Origin of the sequence: Leptolyngbya sp. Cla-17 (assembly GCF_016807185.1) — a bacterium.
Classification (GTDB): Bacteria; Cyanobacteriota; Cyanobacteriia; order Leptolyngbyales; family Leptolyngbyaceae; genus ULC077BIN1.
The window spans coordinates 2731383-2753090 of sequence record NZ_JAEVYN010000002.1 but is presented as its reverse complement, the minus strand read 5'-3'; the positions used below and the strand labels follow the sequence as shown (position 1 = coordinate 2753090).

The window sequence follows — 21708 nt, the reverse complement described above, 5'->3', positions numbered from 1 at the left end:
ACGAAGGCGTTTTTTCTATTCTGGATCGCTTGTTTCACTTTTTCCTCAGCTTCTGCCAATTTTTTTCGTGTAAGTTCCCTACTCTGGGTGCGATCATTTTGGCTGATAGTGATGAAGGCGTTCTTTTCCATTCTGGATCGCTTGTTTCACTTTTTCCTCAGCTTCTGCCAATTCTTTTCGTGTAAACTCCCTACTCTGGGTGCGATCATTTTGCCTGATAGGAAGTTCTTCGTCGAGTTTAACCATGGTTTTATACATCTCGCCCTGGTCCTCTCTAGTTGCACTCATACCCTTGGCGAAAATCATAGCTAATTGTAGCGGCGAAAGCCCTGCCATAATCCCTTCCTTAAGAGCCACCAGGTGTAGATGCATGATTTGCCAAGACTCTTCACTAATTCCTCTATGGCTAAGTTTTTCCAACCCTAGTGCCAAACTAGTTTGTGCAGCGATCCTCTTCAAATCTGAAACCACTGTTCCTGGATCTATCGCCTCAGCAAGCTTTTTAAAATCCTCTGAAAAACCTTTGTGTGAAGCCTTCGTTTTAGTCCAAGCGAATTTGGATTCTATACCACCCTCCCCCTCATGTCCTTCCCAATTATGCTCCTTATACAGAGCAAAATTAGGCAGGATCTCTCCGTGATCGATGGGTCGCAGATTACCGCCTTTGTCAAAGACTAAGTTACCACTGTGTCTATCATAGTTGCCAGTCATTAAGTCAAAAAATGCAATTTGCTGAACTTGCTTTTTAGTATTCTCATTCTCTACATAATGATGATCTTTAATCGTACCATCGATATCCAATCGCTCTTGCCAAATGCCAACTTGTTCTGGCATTTCTGCTTCAGGCACTGCTTTTGCCCCCGCTTGCGTCATTTTTTTATTCCAACTTTTGCCTCCCTCAGCGAATTTTTCACTGCTTAAGGCGGCAAAACTCGTTTTTACAACACCGAGATCTTGATCAATCCCAAGGTCCTTAAATAAGCCTTTAATATACTTAGAGATCTCATAAGCAAGCACTTCCCGAAAATTCTGATAGCCTGCTGCCAACCCGGAGTTATTTCTAACAGGAGATTGCAAGAACGGTTTGAAGAACCCATCGGGGACTAGATACGCACCTGATAAACCTCCATTGTGACCTACCATACCTCCCACCTGTCTGATGTTTACGGGTTCGCCCTGTTCATTTTTACCCGTTTTAATTCCTTTATTGGTTTTTTCAATCGCTGCGGCTATTTCAGGATCTAGTTGTTTTACGCCTTTGTTAATTGCCGTCTCATCAGCTTCAAATTCACTTACGTGACCAGGTACAACGTCAATATTCTGTTGAAACTCGGTTAAGTCGCCACCACTTACTACCAGCATTCTTTTCCATGCCACCCCTAAATATTTAGTGGGGTTACTGCCGACCACAGTCAGCTTTTTTAACACGTCGGTTGCTAAAGTTCCTAGCGCCTGAACTGTAGGAGTTTTCTTTCCCTCAGGGCGTTTGCGAACGTAACGCCCGACTGTCGCAACCACACCATTCAGGCTACGTTGCAAATTCTCTACCTGATCCTCCACCTCAAACTCTGCGGGACCAATCACTCCATAGGCGTTTAAATATGACTGATACTCATCTAAAACTCCAAAAACCTTCTTAAGTTCGGCATTTGCCTTGCCAAACCGCCAAGGTTTGGCCCGTCCCATTTGTTTTTTAGATTGAAACTCGGTGGTCAGACTAGCTGAGGTGGGCAAATTTTGGGATGTATCATAGTCTCGTTGCAGAGTGGCTGGGCTGCCAGTCTGCTGCACTACATGGGTCAACTCATGGGCTATCAACTCCTGTCCCCCCCGGCTTCCCGGCTCATAGGCTCCCTGCCGAAAGAACACATCTTGCCCGGTGGTAAATGCTTTCGCCTGAATCGAGCGATTCAATTGATCGGACTGCGTATCGGTATGAACTTTTACTCCACTAAAATCAGCCCCAAATGCCTGCTCCATGGGTTGCCGGATGGGGTCAGCGAGGGGTTGTCCTCCGCTACGAGCTTGTTGAATCGAGCTTTCTAAGTTTGCACTGGCAGTGACAGCTTCCCCTCCGGCTTGCCGTTGCACCATAGACTTCATCTGGAGTTCTTCTTCCTCTGGCATGTCCTCGCGCTGGATCTGGTCAGCCATTGGTTTCATCTGGAGTTCTTCTTCCTCCGGCATGTCCACACGCTGGACTTGGTCGACCATTGGTTGCATCTGCAATTCGTCTTCCTCTGGCATGTCCACGCGCTGGATCTGGTCAGCCATTGGTTGCATCTGCAATTCGTCTTCCTCTGGCATGTCCACGCGCTGGATTTGGTCGACCATTGGTTGCATCTGCAATTCGTCTTCCTCTGGCATGTCCACGCGCTGGATTCGGTCAGCCATTGGTTTCATCTGGAGTTCTTCTTCGTCGGGTAAAGTTTCCCGTTGAACCGATGGGTCGGACTGAGATCGCCCTGGTGATGGTGGATTCGGGGGCGGGGCGTTGAGACGCTGCACGACTTGTGCCGCCACGCGATCGGCTTCCTGCTCATACACATCATTCGGCGCACCCACCGTTAGCTTGGGCTGAATGCCGAAGTTAATGGTACGGGGTCCCGGATCGTGGGCAAACAAATCGACGTGGGAAAAGTCGTGTCGGGTGGGTTGCGGGTGGGTGTCCTGCTGCTGTGGTGGGTCACTCCACGATCGCGGCTTAATGTTGGCAACCAAGCGATCGCTTGATTCAGAATTGCTGCGACGCTGAAGGGAAGAGCGAATCTGCATAAGGAGGCTCCAAGCACAATAGGGTCGGGAGAATGCTTATAGGTAATGCGATTGTGAAGCACTTTTTTAATCCTGACCATTGACTAAAGTCAGGACTTTTTTTATGGACCAATAAAAACGGTTGGGCATCCCATCACAATTTTGTTTGGTGGACCCACTGCTTCGACAATCGTATTACCTAGAAAACAGGCAGACAACCCATTGATCAACACGGTTTGGCTACCATTAATCACGACACCGGGTCCATGGGGTGGTATTGGCAAGGGAGTCGCGCAATTGTGAATATCGGCTCCGCCTGCGCTGGCTGTGATAGTGCTGCCCATTGTGGTTGCTGCCGTCGCTTTGGTGGTTTCTTCGGTTGCCTTGGCGGCTGGGGCACCGGGAGTTCCAGCCGCAGCGAGGGTGGCGGCTTCCGTGGTTTTAATCGTGGTATCGGAAGCTGCTTTGGCGTTTTGAATGGCAGCAGCGGCAGCCAGGGGCACCCCCCTCCAGGCGGGAAGTCCACCAATAAAAACAGTGGGGCTACCGGGTCCACCCGTGAGTACGGGTGGGAGCGGATGGGCAACAGGATCAGTCAGGCGGGCAGCGGGTTGTCCCATAGTGTTGGTTCTAATTGAGTTTAATCATGGCTCCCTGAACGGTGATCATGCCAGTGGCATTGATGTCAATGTTGCCCCCGGCTTGGATCTTCAGGTTTCCAGTTGATGATAGAGTGATGCTGCGATCTGTATCGTTCATCTGCACCAGATGCCCGCCAACGGTTTTGATGGTGATGCCCGCTTGACTGCCACCGTTGGGTTCTTCAACAAACTGTATTTGGTGCCCTGTTCGGGTTTTAATGGTGCGGAGTCGCACCTTACTTCCCATTACGCTACTGCTGACGCTTTCGGGTGGGCTATCCTGTCCGTTCCACAAACCACCAATCACAAACGGGCGGTGGATATCGCCATGCTCAAACCCAACCAGCACTTCATCATCGATTTCGGGCAAACAATCAAAGCCACGGTTCTTGCCAGCCCCGATCGCCACGACCCTAGCCCATTGACTTTCGTGGTCTTCTGTCAGGGTGGGAAATTTCACCCGCACTCGCCCTAAGCCGTCTGGATCATTATTGTTGGTCACTTTGCCAATGAGCAACGTTTGCCCCGGTTGCAACCGCGTGGCAGGAGAAAGCAGCGACAACAAATCGCCGCCGCGCAAACCGCGCACACTGAAGGAGGTGGTATAGGTGCGTGCGTTAAACACGTGATGAGTTTCGGTGATGTAATACTTGCCTGCATACTTGCCCATTTGCGCACCACTGAGCGTTACCACGCGTCCGGGGCGAATATCAGGATCGCCGGGCGCCTGAGCGTCAGCATGGACAAATTCATCACACAGTTCGTTGAACAGCGCTTTTGCCATCTTTTGTGCTTCGTTGATGTTATCAACCAGTTGGTCAACCACGATTAGTTTGGGGGCTGGGGGCTGAAACTTGGAACTGGTTCTTTGACCTTCACCGTGGTCGGTTTTAGTCAGAACTCCGTTGGTGCTGTGAGTCCCCACGATCGCCTGTTTCTGTTTGTAATTCCAACCGCGCACTTCCACATTGTTCACCTGTTCGGCGCTAGTAACTCGCACCCGAAAGCTGGACAGGTCATCCAGCCATGTCATCGTCAGGGATTGGTCTTGCTTGGGGGCGCGAAAATGCAGTTTACCATCCTGAACAAATAGCTCAAACCCATTGCGGGCAGCCCGTTCGCGCAAAAATTCCATGTTGGTCTGGTTTTCTTGAAACACGTAGTCGTGGGGTGCGCCGCTGTCGTTAATGGTTCCTGCTTGAATCCCGATTTCGCCAATTATCTTTCTGACGAGATCGGTGTCGGTCATGTTTTGGAAAGAACGGTTATACCGACCACGATGCAGACGATGGGAGCGATCGTAACCCCGGATGATAATCGGTGCTTGCGATCCGTCAGTGAAGTGGGTTTCGATCGCCGTCACTTCACCCGAAATCACCCAACCCGTTTTTTCCTGCTGATATTTGCCGGCTTGAGTCGTGCTGTTACTAAAGCCAATCCGAATCTCGGTACCCATCGCAAAATCGTTGCCGTGTTCCCACATCGTTTCGTCTGAGCGGCCGGAAAACGCTGAATTCTCTAACACAATGGTGAACATACTAGGCAGGTGCAAACTCTCCTCTACCGAGACCTGCAAAATGTCATTCATCAGCTCAGTGGACGCATTTGCTCCATTAATCTCTAGTTTCAGTTCGGGAAAATATTGTGGCATTGTGGTATCCCGGTTGGTAACTCAAATTAGCTATTCAAACAGTGGTCTGCCCTGAGTTTGGCGCTGTGCCAGACTCACATTGGGTGTGCCCAGCGATGGCTGAGGTGTACTGTCATCTGCTTGCTCCAGATTTAAATCCAGAATTGCCCGCACGGGTGTGCCATCAGGCAGAAACAGGGTCAGGCGAAAGTTGCAGGTTTTGACGAAACAGCGCAGGTAGGTGTTAGTGCCCCAGGTGAAGATATAGATGGGTGGACGCTGCTGATTTCCCTCTCCCCCTTTGGCGTAGGCAACGGCATCCGTAAACGGTTTGAGCGGTTTCAGCACGTTGCGATCGCCTTCCTTCTTCTCGTAAGTGTCCAGGATAATGTTGCTGATCGTTAGCGTGTAGGGGTTGGGATGTTTGAAGCTAGTTTTGTTTTGTCCAGAGTCTGTCCGCGCTCCTTCCGATTGCTCGATACTGACGCTACGAGCAAATTTCAACTCAGTCGGGTTAAACATAAACTCAATCTTTTGGGCCGTCTCGCCCTGGGCTGGCTGCATAACCGCTTTTTCTAACTGCATGATGATTCACCTCCAGATAATTACAGCCGTCCTGAATAAAACTGTCCCACTCTCTCCCGTTCCAGGGCTAACCGATGCCGCACCAATCGATACACCTCATGCGCCAACCGCTCTAGCTGCTCCGGTGAGGCGATGTCTTGCTGAGAGGCAGACGGCTCCTCGCTGGTTTCAATAGTTGCAGGTAAAGGAGTTGCAGGCAGGGTAATTGAGGAGTCTGGTTCTCGTTGAATCCGATCAACCCCAGCGGTAATGGGATACAAATTCAAATCCGCGTAACCTTCTGCTGTATCTAGTTGTGAGGACTGCGATTGGAACAGATCATTTGGTTCTACCCTGGTTTGCAGTTGAGGCGCAGGGTTAGATTCAGTCGATGATTGAAATAATTCTTCGATGCTTGCCCACTCCGAAACACTTGGCGCTGAAGTTGGGCGTGGCGTTTTCTCCGCTTGAAATAGATCGGCAATACTTGACCACTCAGTTGGTGAGTCAGATGACATACCTGGAATGGTGCCAGTTTGATTGAGAGATTGTGGCTCGTTCCAGTCGGTTTGCCAGTTTGAATGGGTGATCACTGGTTCATCTGTTGGCGTAGTACTCTGATCGTGGCTTGCTACAGGAGAGAGTGGTACTGGAGTTAGGGATTGCATTTGCACCAGAGGTTCCAACACGGATAACCGTTGCAACACCACAGGCAGTTCAGGCAGAGGATTCGATTGACCCTCTTTTTCACGCCTCTGAGACACTTCAGAGATCGCTGGCTCTAGCTTCGGCTGAATCGCTGTTGAAGCAGAGGATTCGATTGCATTAGCAGGAGCATCGACATTATCTAAGTAATTCTCCGCTTCAATCGCATCAGCTTGAGTATCGTTGATACCTGAATGCTCGATAATCGGTTGAGCAAAAGTTGCAAGGCGATCAGGATGACGAGTATCCGAGATCGTTGAAATGTTGGCAATGTCTGAGCGAGTTTCAACAGGTGTTTGAGGAGGTTCAAGGCGATCAAGCTGGACTGGAGTATCTGCGATTGTTGAAGTCTCAGCAATATTTGAGCGACTTTCAATGGTTGATTGAGCCAAAGTTTCAAGACGCTCGGGTTGAACAGGAGTATCTGCGATCGTTGAAATGTCGGCAATGTCTGAGCGAGTTTCAATGGTTGGTTGTGAAGTCTCAATGCGATCAGGTTGGACTAAACTATCGGCGATCGCTGAAGTCTCAGTAACATCTGAGTGAGTTTCAATAGTTGGTTGAGCAAAAGTTTCAAGACGATCAAGCTGGGCTGGAATATCTGCGATCGCTGAAGTCTCAGTAACATTTAATTGATGTTCAACAGGTGGTTGTGAAGTCTCAATGCGATCGAGTTGGACTAAACTATCGGCGATCACTGAAGTCTCAAGGCGATCAAGCTGGACTGGAGTATCTGCGATTACTGAAGTCTCAGTAACATCTGAGTGAGCTTCAACGGTTGATTGAGGAGTTTCAAGGCGATCATCAGCAATCGCTGAAGTCTCAGTAATGTCTGAGCGAGTTTCAATGGTTGGTTGTGAAGTCTCAACGCGATCAGGTTGGACTAAACTATCGGCGATCGTTGAAACCCCAGCAATATCTGAGTCATGCTCAACAGGCAATTGAGGAGGTTCAAGGCGATCAAGCTGGACTGGAGTATCTGCGATCACTGAAGTCTCAGTAATGTCTGAGTGGGTTTCAATGGTTGGCTGAGCAAAAGTTTCAAGACGATCAGGTTGGACTAAACTATCTGCGATCGCTGAAGTCTCAGTGACATCAGAGTAAGTTTCAATAGCTGGTTGTGAAGTCTCAATGCGATCGAGTTGGACTGGAGTATCCGGGATCACTGAAGTCTCAGCAACATCTGAGTGAGTTTCAACGGTTGGTTGAGGAATTTCAAGGCGATCAAGCTGGACTGGAGTATCTGCGATCGTTGAAGTCTCAAGGCGATCGAGTTGGACTGGAGTATCCGGGATCACTGAAGTCTCAAGGCGATCGAGTTGGACTGGAGTATCCGGGATCACTGAAGTCTCAAGGCGATCGAGTTGGACTGGAGTATCCGGGATCACTGAAGTCTCAGCAACATCTGAGCGAGTTTCAATGGTTAGTTGAGGAGTTTCAATGCGATCATCAGCGATCGTTGAAGTCTCAGTAATGTCTGAGTCGTGCTCAACAGGCAGTTGAGGCGTTTCAACGCGATCAGGTTGGACTAAACTATCTGCGATCACTGAAGTCTCAGTAATGTCTGAGCGAGTTTCAATGGTTGATTGAGGAGTTTCAATGCGATCATCAGCAATCGTTGAAGTCTCAGTAATGTCTGAGTCGTGCTCAACAGGCGATTGAGGAGGTTCAACGCGATCAGGTTGGACTGGAGTATCTGCAATCTCTGAAGTCTCAGTAATGTCTGAGCGGGTTTCAATGGTTGGTTGAGCCAAAGTTTCAAGACGATCAAGCTGGACTGGAGTATCTGAGATCGTTAACTGTGACTCTACTGGCGATATTGATGAAATAAGGTTGCTTTGCTCTTGCTGAACTGGAGCATTGCTGATCTCTGGTTCGGTTTCAATCTTCTCAGTCATCGGTTGACTGCTGACATCTGCGATCAATTCTCGTTGAAGTGCAGCATTAGATAATGGATTGGTGGGTGGTTGACTGACTAGTTGAGTCGTAGTTTCAATTGATTTGGGCTGAGTGGCAGCATTTGCCTGACTCACTTTTGGCGATGGGACAGGTGCAACTTGATCGACTTTAGTTGGTGCATCTGTCAAAGTGGGTTGATCATACTGCTCATTAAGAATGGACTGAGCGGATGTTACCGTGGCACTTTCAACACGATCAAGTTGCAGCAAATCAGTGCTATCTGATTGATTTTCAGCGAGTTGATCTGTGGTTTGAGTCGCTTCAACGAGATCGTGAACGTTCAATCTGTCACTGTCAATAACAGCCTCTTGATTTATGGTCTGAGTCGTTTCGATGCGATCAGGCTGAAGTGAAGCAGAGGAATTAGATTGAGACTCTGGCGATCGTTGAATTGGAGACGGAATTGCAATTGAGCTAGGCTCGATCGCGGCATCAACCCTGACATCTGATTGGCTTACTTCTGGTTGAAGTGATGAAGTAGCTCTTGCTGAATCAGACTGCGATACGTTGATACTGTCTGACTGAGGCGTTATAAAACGTATTGGTTCAGGCTGCGATACATCAGCACCCGATTGGTCTGCTTTCAGTTGAACTGTTGGCTCGGACGTTGACTCCGTTCGCTCCGGCTGAATTAATGCCTCACTACCAGATAGTTGCTCGGATGCTGGTTGAATATCAGATTGTGAGAGGTTTTCGATGCGATCGCCGTGAACTGGCGCATCTGGAGTCAATGATTGAGTCTCTGGTGCTGGTTGAATGGCGGATTGAGATGGATTTTCGATGCGAGCAGGCTGGATTGCAGCCGCGATCGTTGATGATTGTTCTAGTGTTGAGGGAATCGATGAAACCTCGCGGCTAACTAGCTCTCGCTGCATAGGTGCATCACTAATGCCTGTTTCACTCTCCATGACGGATGTTGAATCAGATCCCCCTAAATCCCCCTCGATAAGGGGGACTTCATTCACGCCGATTTCCCCCTCATTGTTAAGGAAAACTTCATTCAGTTCTACTCCCCTCTTATTAAGGGGGGCAGGGGAGATCAAATTTGGAGATGGTTGCAACTGCACTTGAGGGGGAGCGGCTTCGGGCGATCTCAGAGTCTCTGGTGGGTCGAAAAAATCAGCTTCAAAGGGAGATTGCCAGTCAGGTTCAGCCGATTGTTGCCTGGATAAGAAGACCGCTGGATTGAGGACTGTTAACGGTTTCGCGCCTAAAGGGGTAAGAAATTTGGGTTGCAGCATTGCCTGCCCCAGCGGTGCAGTTGGCAGGAGGGGCCGTCGAATGCCGAGTGGCTGCTCCTCGGGTGGCAAAGAAAAAGTAGAGGATGGGTTATAGGCGTTTGTCATACAGGCAATTTTCCATACTTGGCGGTAACTCTATTCCGAACCTGGGAAGTAGCCTTTTTGATCGCGCATCATCGTTTGACCAGCCTCAGCCCCGCCGCTTTTATCCACTCGATATTTTGGATCGACGCTATCTTTATGAAACACCGTGAGTCCTTCATACGCGAGCACCAATTCTTCCAGGGCAACGGTACTTGAGTCAGCGTTGAGGGAGGGAGTTTTCCACTTAACAGGCACGGCTCCAATTAACTTCCACGCCTGCATGGTTTCTCCTGCCTGGTTAAATACGAGAATGTTGATATTGCGCCGCCGATAATTGCCAGCAGTCACGCTTTGTCTGATCCAATCCCAAAAGACTGGATCATCTGTGATCCCCCGTTTTAATGTGATGTCACCAAATTTAGTCTGTTTGAGAAAAATCCGCTGTTGGTTGTTCAGTCCGCCTTCTTGATACACCTCCTTCTCAATCTCCACATCCAGGCCAGAACACTCGCTAAACGCGGCAGTAACCAGCCTTTCCATCTCTACATAAAACCGATTGGTTGTGACGTAATTCAGTTCATTTAACTTTGCCATTACCAGCGCCTCCCATAGCCCCGATCTCGTTCTTGTTGCAATTTCAAATCCTGTTGCATCAGTTCCACCACTCGATCGCTCAACCGTTGAACTGCCAGTGGGTCATTCAGCAATTGAGCAGCAAGCTGAGATAGCATTTCTAGTTCAGCTGAGTCAATTTCCAAAAACTGAGCCGGAGCCGCATATTCGCCAGGGCTAACCGCCGCGATCGGACGCGAGTTGTAGGGAGCCTCTGAGCCGAGTTTGGGGGCGAGATCGTCAGGCATGGGAATTCTCCGGTGAGGGTGATTCTAGGTTAGCGTCCGTTGCAGGTTGAGTGCGAGATTGTTGGGCACGGCTTAACAACGCTTGCATCCGATTGGTTTTACTGGTACCACTGCCTGTTTGAGCTGTTGCCACCTTTTGAGCAAACTGTTCCGCCGCAAGTTCCTGTCTAACCTTGGTTGCCATTTGCTCATACAACGCTTTCATTGCAGGTGTGGCGGTTACGCCAGGTTCCATCCCCAGCGAAACCAACGCTGCTGCGTCTTCTCCCTGTCGGGCTGCCCGGGCGCGTCGGACTAAGTTTTCCAGGTAATCGCCTTTGCGATCGCGTCCCGCCCCACCCGACTGCATCTGCTCTCGCAACTGCTCGTACAGCGCTTGAGCATAGCCGCTCCGTTGCGCCAGATCTGCCAATCGTACACCCAACGCCGTTAAAATTGCGCCGATCAAGGTTGGCACAAATGGTATCCATAGCGCCTGAGACAGAAATAGCCCATAGGAAATTCCCCACAACGCTAAACCCGTGCCAATCAGCGCCAATATCAACAGCCCCAGTCGCCGACTGTAAAAGGCAAGCAAGCCGCCACTGATCGACCAGACCCAGATCCACAATGGCTCGCTCACGTCTGACCAACTCCGGATCGGAGGGCGTTGATTCAACACGGCACTGAGAATTTGACTGACAGCATGAGCATGAACTATGACCCCATGCATATTTCGCAGACCAAGCTGAGTTTGAATAAAGGGAGTCGCCAGAAAATCCTTTGACACTTCGGATGTGTTGCCAATCAGCACCACTCGATCGCGGATTGACCCAGGACTAACTCGATTTTGCAACACATCACTGATCGACACCTCCCGAAACACGGGTTTGGCGCTCCGGTAGTTCAGCATCATTTGATAGTCATTCACGTCAGCCCGGACGTAGCTACCAAAACTGGGATCGATGCGTTCCAACACTCGCTTACCCAACTGAATTTCACCCCTGGCATTCGGTTCGGGATTAATTCCCGTTGCCGCTAAATACATCACCGCTAGCTGAAAGCTAAGGGAGGGAATTTCATTCTCGGCGCTGGCATTGTTACAAAGGTGCTGAGTCCGACCTGGCTTTTTCGATGGAGCTGGGGTAGAAATCAGACGAACTCGTCGAATCACCTGATCGGTATCGGGGGGAAAATCGGCAAACGCGGCTCCGCCCTCAGGTGTTCCAGGAGCAGGCGGCGAGCCAGGATGATTTTCTGTACTAAGCAAACAGCCAGAGACGATCGTCTCACTGCTGGCGATTGTCTCAATCAGTTGCTTGCGTCCAGCAGGCGCACCTTGAGGCACATCTCGCGAAATGTCCATGCCGATCGCCCGTGGTTTATAACTCTCCAGCTTTTGAAGTGCCTGAGCTAATGTGCCATCATGAATCGGAAATTGTTGCAACCGCTCAATGTCATTGTCGCTAATGGTCATGATCACAATCCGATCGTCGGGTTGCTCGACCGAACGACGTCGCAAAAAATCATCGTAGGCAGCTAACTCTACGCCTTCAAAACCACCCAGCGATCGCACCGCGACAATCGGCAGGACAAACACCAGACTCGTCAACAACACGGTCTTGAGCACGGAACGTAAAGATGATTTTCCGAGTGCCATACAGGTGATTCCTGACTAAAGTAGGGCTGGCTGCATCAAGAACAATTCATGTTGGTGGGCATCTTGCCCGTCCAGCCAGTCGAGACGACTATTTTACGGGATCAGGTTAGAGTGGCTTGAATTTCCTGAACCCAACGGCGACGATCGCGATGCTCCAGGTTCAAAATATCTGCCAACGACCAATGAAAATGTAACGCGATAAATGCTACCTCCTGGTGGAGCCGTTCCAGTGGGTAGCTCACGACTCCCCCGACAACACCAACTCCGTCTCAAAGTGATGGTGGCATTGAGGACAGTCCACAGGCATCTTCGCGCTTCCCACTTGATTAATCCGGTTATGTAGTTCGCGCAAGTAGGCGAGATCTTGGGTAAACAGATGCTCTAGAGCCTCTGGTGTAAGGGATTCCAGTGTTCCCAGTTGGGTAATCACCTGAGCCAACAGCACCAGCGTTAGATATTCAGGATACACCTGCACCTGACGATGTTTGTGAGCCACCAGTTCATCTCGTGCCGTTGCCAACCGCATCACCCCAGTTTGATGCACCACGCCCCCGGCATCGACCAAACCGCGAGGCAACTTGAAGTTAAATTCGGTCAGAAGGGCTGTCTCCATCGTTCAATCACCTGTTAGATCGCGATCGCATCCAGTGTAGGAGAGCCATTCGTTGATCGCTCTGGTTCCTCCAATTCGTTGACTTGCCGATAAAACTTTTGCAGGTAGCTCAGATCGCAGGCAAAGAACCCTTCCACGACTTGAGGTGAAATTTCTTCTAATGCGCCTAGCTTGGTGATCACCCGCGACAGGATAATCACCGTGGCATAAGCCGGATTTGACCGAACTCGTGGATCACGGAGCGGCACAATTTCGTCGATCGCGGTGGCTAAACGCATCACCCCTTTGCGGTGCAAATTTCCGGCTTCATCCAGATAGCCCTTGGGTAACGTAAACTCAAACTCGGTTTGTAGCACAGCCCCTCCTTATGATGAAATTTCCGTGCCCTTTTCTGGATCCACGCGAACGAAATCGTCAACCGCCAGTTCCAACTCTTCCAGTTCAAAATCGCTACTAGACGCTTTCAAATCTGAAATTTTGTAACTCACAGGCCATGCGTTGTAAAAGCGAAATCGAGCTTTAATGGCCGCTTTCTGATCGTACAGGGTAATGTCTCCATCCCGCCGTTGCGCTCCCCATTTGCCATCCTCCGTCGCCTTAAACCAGCGCCAGAGCGTATCTGAGACATTCAAGCCACGTTTGAGGATAATGTTTTCGCTTTTGTTGTTTCCGGGTAGCTTCGTCCGTACGACTCGCCCCACTTTGGCATCCTTGCTGCCCCACTTTTGCGGCATCACTTCACAAACGGAGATAACTTCTTGCGATCGCTTAAATCCCTGGCAATCCATAAAGTAGCCATCAATTTCATCCTTCGACCCCGCTAGGGTAATCTCCAGATAATACCGAGAACTACTTAAAATTTCATATTTGGGTGCCGTCACAGCAATCACCTCCCCCATGGATAATCAGCCAATTAAACCTTATGCCTGAGTCAGGGATGACATGGCACCCAAACCTTATTTTGTCCGGTGACAGGTTTCATACACAAACTCCACCTTCTCCGTAAACAATTCCGTACTTCCTGGTTCCAGTTTAGACGTTGTGTAGGATTGAGGGAAAACCCCCGAAAAGTTCCACTCAGCCGCCGCTTCTCCTTTCTGGTTATACACCGTGAGCGTTGCATCTTTGCGTTCCCCACCGCTAGACGACCCTTTGCCTGCCGTCGGTCCCCCAGATGAATGGGAGGCTCGATACCAATCATGCATCGATTTATCTTCTTGAGTGGCAACAAATTCCACTGTCATCGCTCCACTCGTGACCCCCGTCACCGTGGCTTGCATAAAGCTGGCTGCGTCTTTACGCACCCCGAACGACTTCGTATCGCCAGCGGTATCGAACGTAACGGACAGCCCACTCACTTTTTTGACAATTAGTCCCGTGTAATCGCCAATGAGTAAATAGAACTTTGAATTCGCCAAAACTTCATCTTTTGCCATGAAACTCTCCAGTGATCAAATTAATGGGGCAAACAATGATTAGAGAAAGCTGATTAGCGCCATCTACTGTGTCGCATAATCCGTTTTCCCCGGATCAACGCGACGAATATCTTCACAAACCAATTCCAGCGTTTCAACGGCAAAATCGCTGCCATCCGCGGCAAAATCGGACAGCTTGTAGCTTTTAATCCAAGCGTTTTTGATGTTCCATCGCAAAATGGGTTTATCGCCGGGATCGTAAGCCGTGATCGCGCCGCTGCGGCGGTTATCGGCCCATTTCCCTTTGCCCGCAGCCCCACCCGTACCAGCCGAGTAGTTGGTAGGCATTGTTTCGTTGAACCAGTTGTAAAAATCCATGTCGCCTTCACGCAGATACACTTCGATCGTGAAGTTGGGATTTTCTTCAAACCCGGTTGAGGTACTCTGACGCAAGGTTTTACCGCCTTTGGTGGATGCTAGGGCTTTTTCGTGACCCTTCACCTGTCCCGAGAACTTAATCTCCTGCACACTTTTGACCGGCTTCTCGGTCAAGCGATCAAATTCAACGTAGAAATAACTCGTTGTAATTGGTTTGACCGGATTTCCACCTGCTTGCATAATCGATTCCTTTGAAATAAAAGGGGAGTGTTGTCACAATGTTGGTTTCATAGGTAGGGAGGTCAGTGGAACATCCCTGCCTATGGTCAATCATCGGTCTAAAGCACGACCGCATGAAAAGTGCTTACTGGTTCGGAGCCCACTGACTGATGCGGAAGATGACAAATTCTGCCGGACGCACTGGGCAAACCCCCACTTCGACATACAGACGACCGAGCATCATCGTGTCAGGGGTATTTAACTCCCCATCACATTTGACATAGAACGCCTCATTAGGACTGGCTCCAAATAGCGCTCCATCCCGCCATAGCCGTGTCAGGAAGCCTTCGACAGTGCGGTTAACTCGCGCCCACAAGTCTTCATCGTTGGGTTCAAAAACGACCCATTGGGTGCCAAGTTCGATCGTCTTTTCGATGTAGCTGATCAAGCGCCGCACACTGATGTACCGCCATTGCACATTATCGGGTTCAACTAGGGTACGGGCACCCCAAACTTTATACCCGCGATTGAAGTTGGCAAAGTTGCGGATGCAATTGATCCCTAGTGGGTTCAGCAGTTCTTGTTCGCGCATATTAGTTTCATATGCCAATCCCAACACACCTCTTGGGGTTTCGTTTGCGGGGGCTTTGAATACGCCGCGAGACTCATCGGTGCGACACCAGATCCCCATCATGTGTCCACAGGGCGGGATCATGATCGGGCGATTGTTGTTGCGCGGATTGGCGACCTTAATCCAGGGATAGTAGAGTGCGCCAAACATTGAGCGCCGATTGAAATGGCTCAGCCACTGCGCTACATCCTGGGGTTTTTGTTCCTCTGGCGCGACTGGCGCTTCACCCCGTCGCAATTTTACGGGCGGTGCATCCAACACCACCATGCGATAAGCAGGACCTGGGAAAGAGTTTTCGCACGTACTCACCATCATTTCCATAATGGCGTGAATCTGGTCGAGATCCAGCATGCCGTTCTGAAATGCCCGCATCAGGTCGGGGCAGGCAATCATCGCCACTTCATCAATTTCAAACAAGCCTTGAATGCCGCATCGTTCATCCCGCACCCCGTGCATGTCTCTCGACAGGCGCTCAACGGGGGCAATGTAAGGCGGCGGTGCCACTTCGTAGCGCCCATTGTTCGGGCGGCGCGACAGGGGGCGACCAGTCTCGGCGGATAGGTCGGCAACCGTGAGATATTCGGATGCTTCCAGAGCCGTCACCGCATAATCTGCCACAGCCGTTTCCACTTGTGGGTTCATCGACAGATGAGGGAAGGTTTCCAGCACCCGACCGTCGCTACTAACCAGCACGGTGAAGAATTCCCCCGTGTTAAACGGTGGTTCAGCGTCGGAGTCAGCATCCTCTACAGGCTTGGGTTCACTTTCCTGGATGGTGACCGTAATTCGATCTGCACCTGGTAATGCCAAAGCACCATCCTCCTCCGCTTCCGACGGCTTGAGGTTGAAACTGAGGGAAGGCTTGCGGGCAGAGGTGAGCAATCGGGTCGCAGTTTCATCGGGCGAGGGGGCTGGAGTTCCCGGCAGCTTGGTGCCAATGCTCACTACCCAACAGCGTCCGCCACCGTTCTGAAACCAGCCCTGCACCGCGAAGGGCAGGTAGGCATCAAAGTCTGTGAAGCCATCTGAACCCGGCTTGGCAAAGCATTCCAGGTATTGTCCCCAATTGGTGATCAACAGGGGTTTAAATAAATCCGCATCGCCCCGCACGTCTTCAGTGAAGCCCACAAACCCCGCCACGCTCATGCTGATGCCTTCGAGGGGGCGACTGCCGCGATCGACCTCTTCAACGTATACACCAGGAGCAAAATAATCCAATGCCATGATTCACACTCCGTTTATGGATGAGGGATGGAAAGCACATTGCCCAGAGACGCGATCGCCTACAGGCATAACCAACAGAAAAACCTCAAGGCATCAGCGCAACCTGATTTAGAGGCAAGTAGGGAACAGTTAAAGTGACGTGTAACGCTAGCTGTAAAGGCGTACACAGTACAGCCCAGAACTGAATAGACTCAGCCAGTGCCTGCGGAAAAAAACGCAACCGTATCGCCCCCCCTCCGCAGAGCGTCCGATCCAAAACGGCATCAGGCAACGATTGATGCTGAGAGAGCATCGCTAACACATTAGAGAGCAAGTCCTGTTCCCCCAGACTGGTGTAATCGGCAACGCTAACTAAAAAAGTCAGATCGAACCAACGACAATCAGAGCTTCTTAGATGGTCTATTTCCTGAACGTGATAGCAATACAGGTTTAACCCTGGTTTGCCCTTCTGCCATAGACGCGGATGCTCAAACGAGATCTGTTCTTTAGAGATCTGAGACATCTCCTGAGCGATTAACCCAGCTAAGGTCTGTGAGGCAGCAGAAATCATAGGTCAGGAATCCAAGAACCCTATTTCCATACTTTAGGAAAAGGATTTGATAGACGAAACTCGACTTTAGTTAGGAATTATGAGTGTTGTTAGAAGTTGAGTCATGGTTTTTCTCGAATTAATACAGCGGATTGCAGTCAGATAGAGGACAATGAAGGATTACAACGTTGGGTCAAAAATGAAGCCGTATTCCATAGACTTTCGAGAGAAGATTGTAAGTGCTATGGAGAAGGGTGATAGCTCGATCCGAAAAGTTGCTGCCCGCTTTGCTGTCAGCAAGAGTTGCGTCGAGAGATGGATGATTCAGAAGCGCACAGAAGGTCACGTCGTTCCCCATAAGCAGGGTGGTTCGGTGAGTCCTGTGATGGAGCACAAAGACCAGTTAGTGGCGATCTTCGAGAACCAGCGCGATGCGACCTTAGCGGAATATTGTGAGCTACTCTTTGATGAGACTGGGCTATGGGTTAGCCAAAGTACTATGTGCCGAACCTTTCAGAGACTCAATTTACCGCGCAAAAAAAAACGCTCCGCTCCAGCCAAGCCACCAGCGAACGAGTCCAACTCCTGAGACAGGAGTACTGGGCACAGGTGACGAGTATAGAACTCAAAGATTTAGTGTTTCTCGATGAGATGGGTGTTCTACTGGGACTCATGCGAACCCATGCCCGTGCTGCACCTGGGGAACGAGCGTATGACTTCAAACCTTTTTATCGGGGCAAGAAGGTGAGTGTCATGGGCGCGATTACCGTCTCAAAGGTGCTGGCTGTGATGACGATAGATCAGTCGATGGACGCGGTTGTCTTTGAGGTGTACGTCTCAAAGTGTCTTGTGCCTCAACTGTGGAAAGGGGCTGTCGTGGTCATGGATAACCTGCCTGCTCACAAGGTAAAAGCCATTGCACCTTTAATTGAGGCGGTTGGAGCGAAGGTTCTGTATCTGTCTCCTTACTCTCCCGAATTTAATCCGATTGAGCATTGGTGGTCACAGTTAAAGGCTTTCCTAAGACAGTTCTCGCCGACAACCTCGAAAAGGGTAGATACCCTCATTGCCACAGCGATGGATTTGATAGATCCTCAACATTTGCACAACTGGTTTGCACACTGCTGTTACTGTCCCTCTTAACACTGCAATCCGCCGTAAAGTTAAGAATTCTAAAAATAAATGAATTGTACTCAGTAGTTTCTTGGAGAAAAACTATTCGCCGTGTAACGTGGGTAAAACTAGACATGAATTTAAAAGCGTCAATTCTACCGATCCGTGGCTAAGCCGGACTCCTTCTTTCGATAGATCTTTGTACCAAGGGGATTCAGGTGTCTATTCCAATCTCGGAATTTTCGATTCAAACTTATTTAGAGGCTGACTGTTATCCAACCGTTTTCCAGACCTCATTAACCCAATTTATTCAGCAATTCAGACTGGCGGGTGGTTGCCTGCTCAGACTTGATTCCAATCATAAACTTCAGCTGTTAAGCTATTACAACGCTTCTCTGAATTTAGCTGATACAGATCTCTCCCAATTATTAGAAATAGCGATTGCGCTTCAATCACGCACAGCGGAATCATTTGAACTAGTATCGCTAGAATGGAGAGCATTTCCTGATCAACATGTTTACGGTTGTTGGTGTCACGGCGTAAGTGGCGCAATCAACAGCTATTACCTGATGAGTTGGCAGAACACACCGCTATCTGAGCATCAGCAGTATGGCATTTGCCTGTACGCTCAAGCCATAAATTCCCAGCTTTTCCCTCAGCCAGTTTCCCAAACAGTTTCCCAGCCAGTGAAGTTAACTTCCGAGATGGGTCAGTCCCAGCTTCAAGAAATTTTGCAGCGCCAGCGCCACCAACTTCGCACGCCTCTGGCACTCATGCTGCTGTATGTTGATCTGTTAAAAAAGACTGTTGTTGATCGACGATCCCAAGACTGGATCCAACATCTGCATACCACGATCCAGGAGATGCATATCAGTCTCGATCACCTGACTGAATCGCCTGACTCCGCTAATCAGCTTGCTCCCTGCGATCTGCGACAGGTGTTGCACCAGTGCCTTCAAGGGATGCATCTCTGGATTGAACAGAAGCAGCTGAAACTGAGTTGCGATGCTGAACCACTGTGGCTGCGGGTAGACGAGTGGAAGATCAAGCAGGTATTTCAGAATTTACTCGCCAACGCGATCGCCTTCAGTCCGATTGCTGGACAAATCACCTGCACCTGGCAAACCTTTCAAACTGAGGTGTTAATCAAAATTAACGATAACGGACCGGGTCTATCCGGAGAAGATTTGCGATCACTGGGCACTCCATTTTACTCGCGTCGCCTTGGCGGAACGGGTCTAGGGCTATCGATCGCCAAGCAAATCATTCTGGAACATCAGGGTAGTTTATGGGGGAGTAACTTACCGGATGGCGGCGCACAGTTCTGCATAGTGTTACCAAGAAGTTCCTGAGACCAACGGAGATGGTTGGTGCATTATTGCCGCTGTACATCCGTATTGATTGATTAATGGTTGGTGCATTATTGCCGCTGTACATCCGTATTCATTGATTAAACGAATCAAATTTAGATTTTGCCTCGAAGGAACCGCCCCCATGTATTCTCTTCCTCCTATCGCTTCCCCTTTTACGCATCCCATTTCAACTCTACTGGTCGATGATTGTGCAGCTTTTCGGCAGGGGTTGCGCAACTTGCTCGACTTTCACAGCACAACCAGCTCTCTCCAGTTTCAAATTGTGGGGCAAGCCGCATCACCGCAACAAGCGATCGCACTGGCAATTCAGCAATCTCCCATGCTAATCTTGCTCGACATGGAACTAGCCCAAGATAGCGGTGTCGAAGTGTTGCAACACCTGCGATCTCACTCCAAAACTAATCACATTCTGGTGCTATCAGGGCATCACGAAGAAGAATGGGTGTTTAAAGCGATGCAAGCCGGAGCGAAAGGCTATATTTTTAAACACACCCTTTCCACCCAGTTGTTAGAAGCAATTCAAGCCGTGCTGCAAAATCAGATTTACTTATCGCCTGAAGTTGCTACCCAATTTTTTCATCGATTTCACTTCTGTGCTGGGCGTTCTATGCCCGGTACTCACACTATTCATTTGACCGAGCGAGAACGAGAAGTGCTGTACTGGCTGGTACAAGGTGCATCCAACGACCTGATTTCCCGGCAGCTCAATATCACTGTCGGCACCGTCAAAGCCTACCTGACTACCATCTTTGAGAAACTCAACGTCTCCAGCCGCACTCAAGCCGCTCTGCAAGCTCTCAAACTCGGACTTATCTCAGCCTAGGTCAGTTTTCCGTTACTCCCACTCCTTAATATTCTTCCCCTTCATGAGTAACTACCTCGCCGTAGCAACTGTCACTGCAACGCTCCAGCGAACGCTTCAAGCAGCCGTGCAGATGGACATTGAAGGAGCGCGAGTTACCACTGTGCGTCCTAGCGATATTGGCAATGGTACACCGGAGTCTGGAGTGAATCTGTTCCTGTACCAGGTGATCGCCAATCCAACCTTAAACAATATGGATGCCACGCCCTTTCGATCTCGGGGAATGCCGACTAAACGGCAAGCGGCGCTGGATCTATACTATATGTTCAGCTTCTACGGCAATGACACTGAGCTAGAACCCCAACGGTTGATGGGTAGTGTGATGCGAACGCTAAACGACAAGCGAGTGATTTCCAATGAGATGATTCGGACTGCCTGCCGCGACTCGACGCTACCGTTTTTGCAGGAATCAAACCTAGCAGAGCAAGTGCAGCAGATGAGCATTGTGCCACTTGACCTGAACTTAGATGACCTCTCTAAAACCTGGTCGGTCTTTTTCCAAACATCCTACATGCTGTCGGTTGCCTATAAAGTTTTGGTGGTGTTGATAGAGGGCGAAGAGTCACCCGCCCGAGGATTACCGATTCGCGATCGCCGCACGAATGGACTTTCACCCTACTTTAGTCAACCGCAAATTGAGCAAATTAGCGCTCAAGGAGGCGTTGCCGAAGCAATTTTGGCAGATAGCACATTGGTAATTACAGGTAGACAATTGAAAGGCGCTTGGGCAACCGGAGTGAGGCTCTGCGGGGTTGAAGTTATGCCGACTGACGTGACTGATTCTCAGATTGTGTTACCCCTTTCTCTAATCCCGTCAACCGTGCTGCAAGCCGGAATTCAAAGCTTGCAAGTGATTCATCCGCCTCAAGCGAGCGACAGTTCCCGCAGGCGAGGCAAGGAATCCAACGCTGCTCCGTTTGTGCTCCGTCCACGCTTGTTGACGGTGACTCAAGCCTCCACAGGCGGAGAAGACGATGAACTGCGATCTGGACGGCTGCAACTCCAAGTCAACTTGACGATTGGAGCTAAACAGCGAGTCGTAGTCGCGCTCAACGAATGGCACACCGATCGCCCAACATCCTATCTGTTTGATGCGCTAGTTCGGACTCAGGATGCTACTTCTGTTATCGTGCCGTTTCACGATGTCAGTCCGGGAGACTATTTAGTCCGGTTGATGATCGACGGCGCTGAAAGCCAACTCCAAGTAGACACCAACCCCGATAGCTCCACCTACGACTGGTATGTAGGTCCCAAAATTCTCATTCGCTAGCCTC

Annotated in this window: 21 protein-coding genes; 5 read left to right on the top strand and 16 right to left on the bottom strand. The window is 49.9% G+C overall.

Annotation, left to right across the window (positions count from 1 at the left end):
- Nucleotides 1-93: 93 nt before the first annotated feature.
- The 16 genes from JOY44_RS23645 to JOY44_RS23570 form a co-directional block, all read right to left on the bottom strand.
- A complete protein-coding gene (locus JOY44_RS23645; protein ID WP_197985713.1) occupies nucleotides 94-2775 on the bottom strand; it encodes an eCIS core domain-containing protein in 2682 nt (893 codons plus the stop codon).
- Between the two features lie 101 nt (nucleotides 2776-2876).
- Nucleotides 2877-3374, bottom strand: coding sequence for a PAAR domain-containing protein (locus tag JOY44_RS23640; RefSeq protein ID WP_171575819.1), 498 nt, complete (start codon nucleotides 3372-3374; stop codon nucleotides 2877-2879).
- A gap of 10 nt (nucleotides 3375-3384) precedes the next feature.
- Nucleotides 3385-5046, bottom strand: coding sequence for a VgrG-related protein (locus JOY44_RS23635; protein ID WP_171575818.1), 1662 nt, complete (start codon nucleotides 5044-5046; stop codon nucleotides 3385-3387).
- Between the two features lie 30 nt (nucleotides 5047-5076).
- Entirely contained in the window at nucleotides 5077-5610 is a 534-nt protein-coding gene (locus JOY44_RS23630; RefSeq protein WP_171575817.1) for a hypothetical protein, read from the bottom strand.
- 20 nt (nucleotides 5611-5630) lie between these two features.
- Nucleotides 5631-9599 (bottom strand): hypothetical protein, encoded by a 3969-nt coding sequence (locus tag JOY44_RS23625; protein WP_171575816.1) that lies wholly within the window; start codon nucleotides 9597-9599, stop codon nucleotides 5631-5633.
- 30 nt (nucleotides 9600-9629) lie between these two features.
- Entirely contained in the window at nucleotides 9630-10172 is a 543-nt protein-coding gene (locus JOY44_RS23620; protein ID WP_171575815.1) for a phage tail protein, read from the bottom strand.
- Nucleotides 10172-10438: a hypothetical protein gene (locus tag JOY44_RS23615; protein ID WP_171575814.1), complete on the bottom strand. Its 267-nt coding sequence runs from the start codon at nucleotides 10436-10438 to the stop codon at nucleotides 10172-10174. Before JOY44_RS23615 ends, JOY44_RS23620 begins: the two co-directional genes overlap by 1 nt.
- On the bottom strand, nucleotides 10431-12077 hold the full coding sequence (locus JOY44_RS23610; RefSeq protein WP_171575813.1) for a CHASE2 domain-containing protein: 1647 nt from the start codon (nucleotides 12075-12077) through the stop codon (nucleotides 10431-10433). The genes JOY44_RS23615 and JOY44_RS23610 overlap by 8 nt, the downstream gene beginning before the upstream one ends.
- A 101-nt stretch (nucleotides 12078-12178) precedes the next feature.
- Nucleotides 12179-12319 (bottom strand): DUF6760 family protein, encoded by a 141-nt coding sequence (locus JOY44_RS23605; RefSeq protein ID WP_171575812.1) that lies wholly within the window; start codon nucleotides 12317-12319, stop codon nucleotides 12179-12181.
- Complete coding sequence (locus tag JOY44_RS23600) at nucleotides 12316-12690, bottom strand: phage tail assembly protein (RefSeq protein WP_171575811.1); 375 nt, start codon at nucleotides 12688-12690, stop codon at nucleotides 12316-12318. The genes JOY44_RS23605 and JOY44_RS23600 overlap by 4 nt, the downstream gene beginning before the upstream one ends.
- 14 nt (nucleotides 12691-12704) lie before the next feature.
- Entirely contained in the window at nucleotides 12705-13046 is a 342-nt protein-coding gene (locus tag JOY44_RS23595) for a hypothetical protein (RefSeq protein ID WP_171575810.1), read from the bottom strand.
- A gap of 9 nt (nucleotides 13047-13055) precedes the next feature.
- Nucleotides 13056-13571, bottom strand: coding sequence for a phage tail protein (locus JOY44_RS23590; RefSeq protein WP_242541816.1), 516 nt, complete (start codon nucleotides 13569-13571; stop codon nucleotides 13056-13058).
- A gap of 75 nt (nucleotides 13572-13646) precedes the next feature.
- The gene (locus JOY44_RS23585; RefSeq protein ID WP_171575808.1) at nucleotides 13647-14126 is read right to left on the bottom strand and encodes a phage tail protein; all 480 of its coding nucleotides are present in this window, start codon (nucleotides 14124-14126) and stop codon (nucleotides 13647-13649) included.
- Nucleotides 14127-14189: 63 nt separating this feature from the next.
- Nucleotides 14190-14723 carry a phage tail protein gene (locus JOY44_RS23580; RefSeq protein ID WP_171575807.1) on the bottom strand — a complete coding sequence of 178 codons (534 nt, stop codon included), beginning with the start codon at nucleotides 14721-14723 and terminating at the stop codon, nucleotides 14190-14192.
- A gap of 124 nt (nucleotides 14724-14847) precedes the next feature.
- Nucleotides 14848-16557, bottom strand: coding sequence for a phage tail sheath family protein (locus tag JOY44_RS23575; RefSeq protein ID WP_171575806.1), 1710 nt, complete (start codon nucleotides 16555-16557; stop codon nucleotides 14848-14850).
- 85 nt (nucleotides 16558-16642) lie between these two features.
- Nucleotides 16643-17107: a Pvc16 family protein gene (locus JOY44_RS23570; protein ID WP_171575805.1), complete on the bottom strand. Its 465-nt coding sequence runs from the start codon at nucleotides 17105-17107 to the stop codon at nucleotides 16643-16645.
- A 151-nt stretch (nucleotides 17108-17258) separates the two neighbouring features.
- Between JOY44_RS23570 and JOY44_RS23565 the strand changes: the two genes are divergently transcribed.
- The 5 genes from JOY44_RS23565 to JOY44_RS23545 all read left to right on the top strand — a co-directional run bounded on the left by JOY44_RS23565 (nucleotide 17259) and on the right by JOY44_RS23545 (nucleotide 21704).
- Nucleotides 17259-17675 (top strand): helix-turn-helix domain-containing protein, encoded by a 417-nt coding sequence (locus JOY44_RS23565; RefSeq protein ID WP_171571820.1) that lies wholly within the window; start codon nucleotides 17259-17261, stop codon nucleotides 17673-17675.
- Nucleotides 17588-18229, top strand: a complete 642-nt coding sequence (locus tag JOY44_RS23560; RefSeq protein WP_171571819.1) for an IS630 family transposase — start codon at nucleotides 17588-17590, stop codon at nucleotides 18227-18229. Before JOY44_RS23565 ends, JOY44_RS23560 begins: the two co-directional genes overlap by 88 nt.
- A gap of 539 nt (nucleotides 18230-18768) precedes the next feature.
- Nucleotides 18769-19551, top strand: a complete 783-nt coding sequence (locus JOY44_RS23555; protein ID WP_207211206.1) for a sensor histidine kinase — start codon at nucleotides 18769-18771, stop codon at nucleotides 19549-19551.
- Between the two features lie 142 nt (nucleotides 19552-19693).
- A complete protein-coding gene (locus JOY44_RS23550) occupies nucleotides 19694-20395 on the top strand; it encodes a response regulator (RefSeq protein ID WP_171575803.1) in 702 nt (233 codons plus the stop codon).
- 43 nt (nucleotides 20396-20438) lie between these two features.
- Complete coding sequence (locus tag JOY44_RS23545; RefSeq protein WP_171575802.1) at nucleotides 20439-21704, top strand: DUF4255 domain-containing protein; 1266 nt, start codon at nucleotides 20439-20441, stop codon at nucleotides 21702-21704.
- Nucleotides 21705-21708 lie beyond the last annotated feature (4 nt).

Coding starts and splice junctions, on each gene's coding strand:
- JOY44_RS23645 (WP_197985713.1), bottom strand. CDS start 2,775: ATGCAGATTCGCTCTTCCCTTCAGCGTCGCAGCAATTCTGAATCAAGC.
- JOY44_RS23635 (WP_171575818.1), bottom strand. CDS start 5,046: ATGCCACAATATTTTCCCGAACTGAAACTAGAGATTAATGGAGCAAAT.
- JOY44_RS23620 (WP_171575815.1), bottom strand. CDS start 10,172: ATGGCAAAGTTAAATGAACTGAATTACGTCACAACCAATCGGTTTTAT.
- JOY44_RS23565 (WP_171571820.1), top strand. CDS start 17,259: ATGAAGGATTACAACGTTGGGTCAAAAATGAAGCCGTATTCCATAGAC.
- JOY44_RS23630 (WP_171575817.1), bottom strand. CDS start 5,610: ATGCAGTTAGAAAAAGCGGTTATGCAGCCAGCCCAGGGCGAGACGGCC.
- JOY44_RS23575 (WP_171575806.1), bottom strand. CDS start 16,557: ATGGCATTGGATTATTTTGCTCCTGGTGTATACGTTGAAGAGGTCGAT.
- JOY44_RS23550 (WP_171575803.1), top strand. CDS start 19,694: ATGTATTCTCTTCCTCCTATCGCTTCCCCTTTTACGCATCCCATTTCA.
- JOY44_RS23570 (WP_171575805.1), bottom strand. CDS start 17,107: ATGATTTCTGCTGCCTCACAGACCTTAGCTGGGTTAATCGCTCAGGAG.
- JOY44_RS23555 (WP_207211206.1), top strand. CDS start 18,769: ATGAGTTGGCAGAACACACCGCTATCTGAGCATCAGCAGTATGGCATT.
- JOY44_RS23610 (WP_171575813.1), bottom strand. CDS start 12,077: ATGGCACTCGGAAAATCATCTTTACGTTCCGTGCTCAAGACCGTGTTG.
- JOY44_RS23615 (WP_171575814.1), bottom strand. CDS start 10,438: ATGCCTGACGATCTCGCCCCCAAACTCGGCTCAGAGGCTCCCTACAAC.
- JOY44_RS23545 (WP_171575802.1), top strand. CDS start 20,439: ATGAGTAACTACCTCGCCGTAGCAACTGTCACTGCAACGCTCCAGCGA.
- JOY44_RS23585 (WP_171575808.1), bottom strand. CDS start 14,126: ATGGCAAAAGATGAAGTTTTGGCGAATTCAAAGTTCTATTTACTCATT.
- JOY44_RS23640 (WP_171575819.1), bottom strand. CDS start 3,374: ATGGGACAACCCGCTGCCCGCCTGACTGATCCTGTTGCCCATCCGCTC.
- JOY44_RS23580 (WP_171575807.1), bottom strand. CDS start 14,723: ATGCAAGCAGGTGGAAATCCGGTCAAACCAATTACAACGAGTTATTTC.
- JOY44_RS23625 (WP_171575816.1), bottom strand. CDS start 9,599: ATGACAAACGCCTATAACCCATCCTCTACTTTTTCTTTGCCACCCGAG.
- JOY44_RS23600 (WP_171575811.1), bottom strand. CDS start 12,690: ATGGAGACAGCCCTTCTGACCGAATTTAACTTCAAGTTGCCTCGCGGT.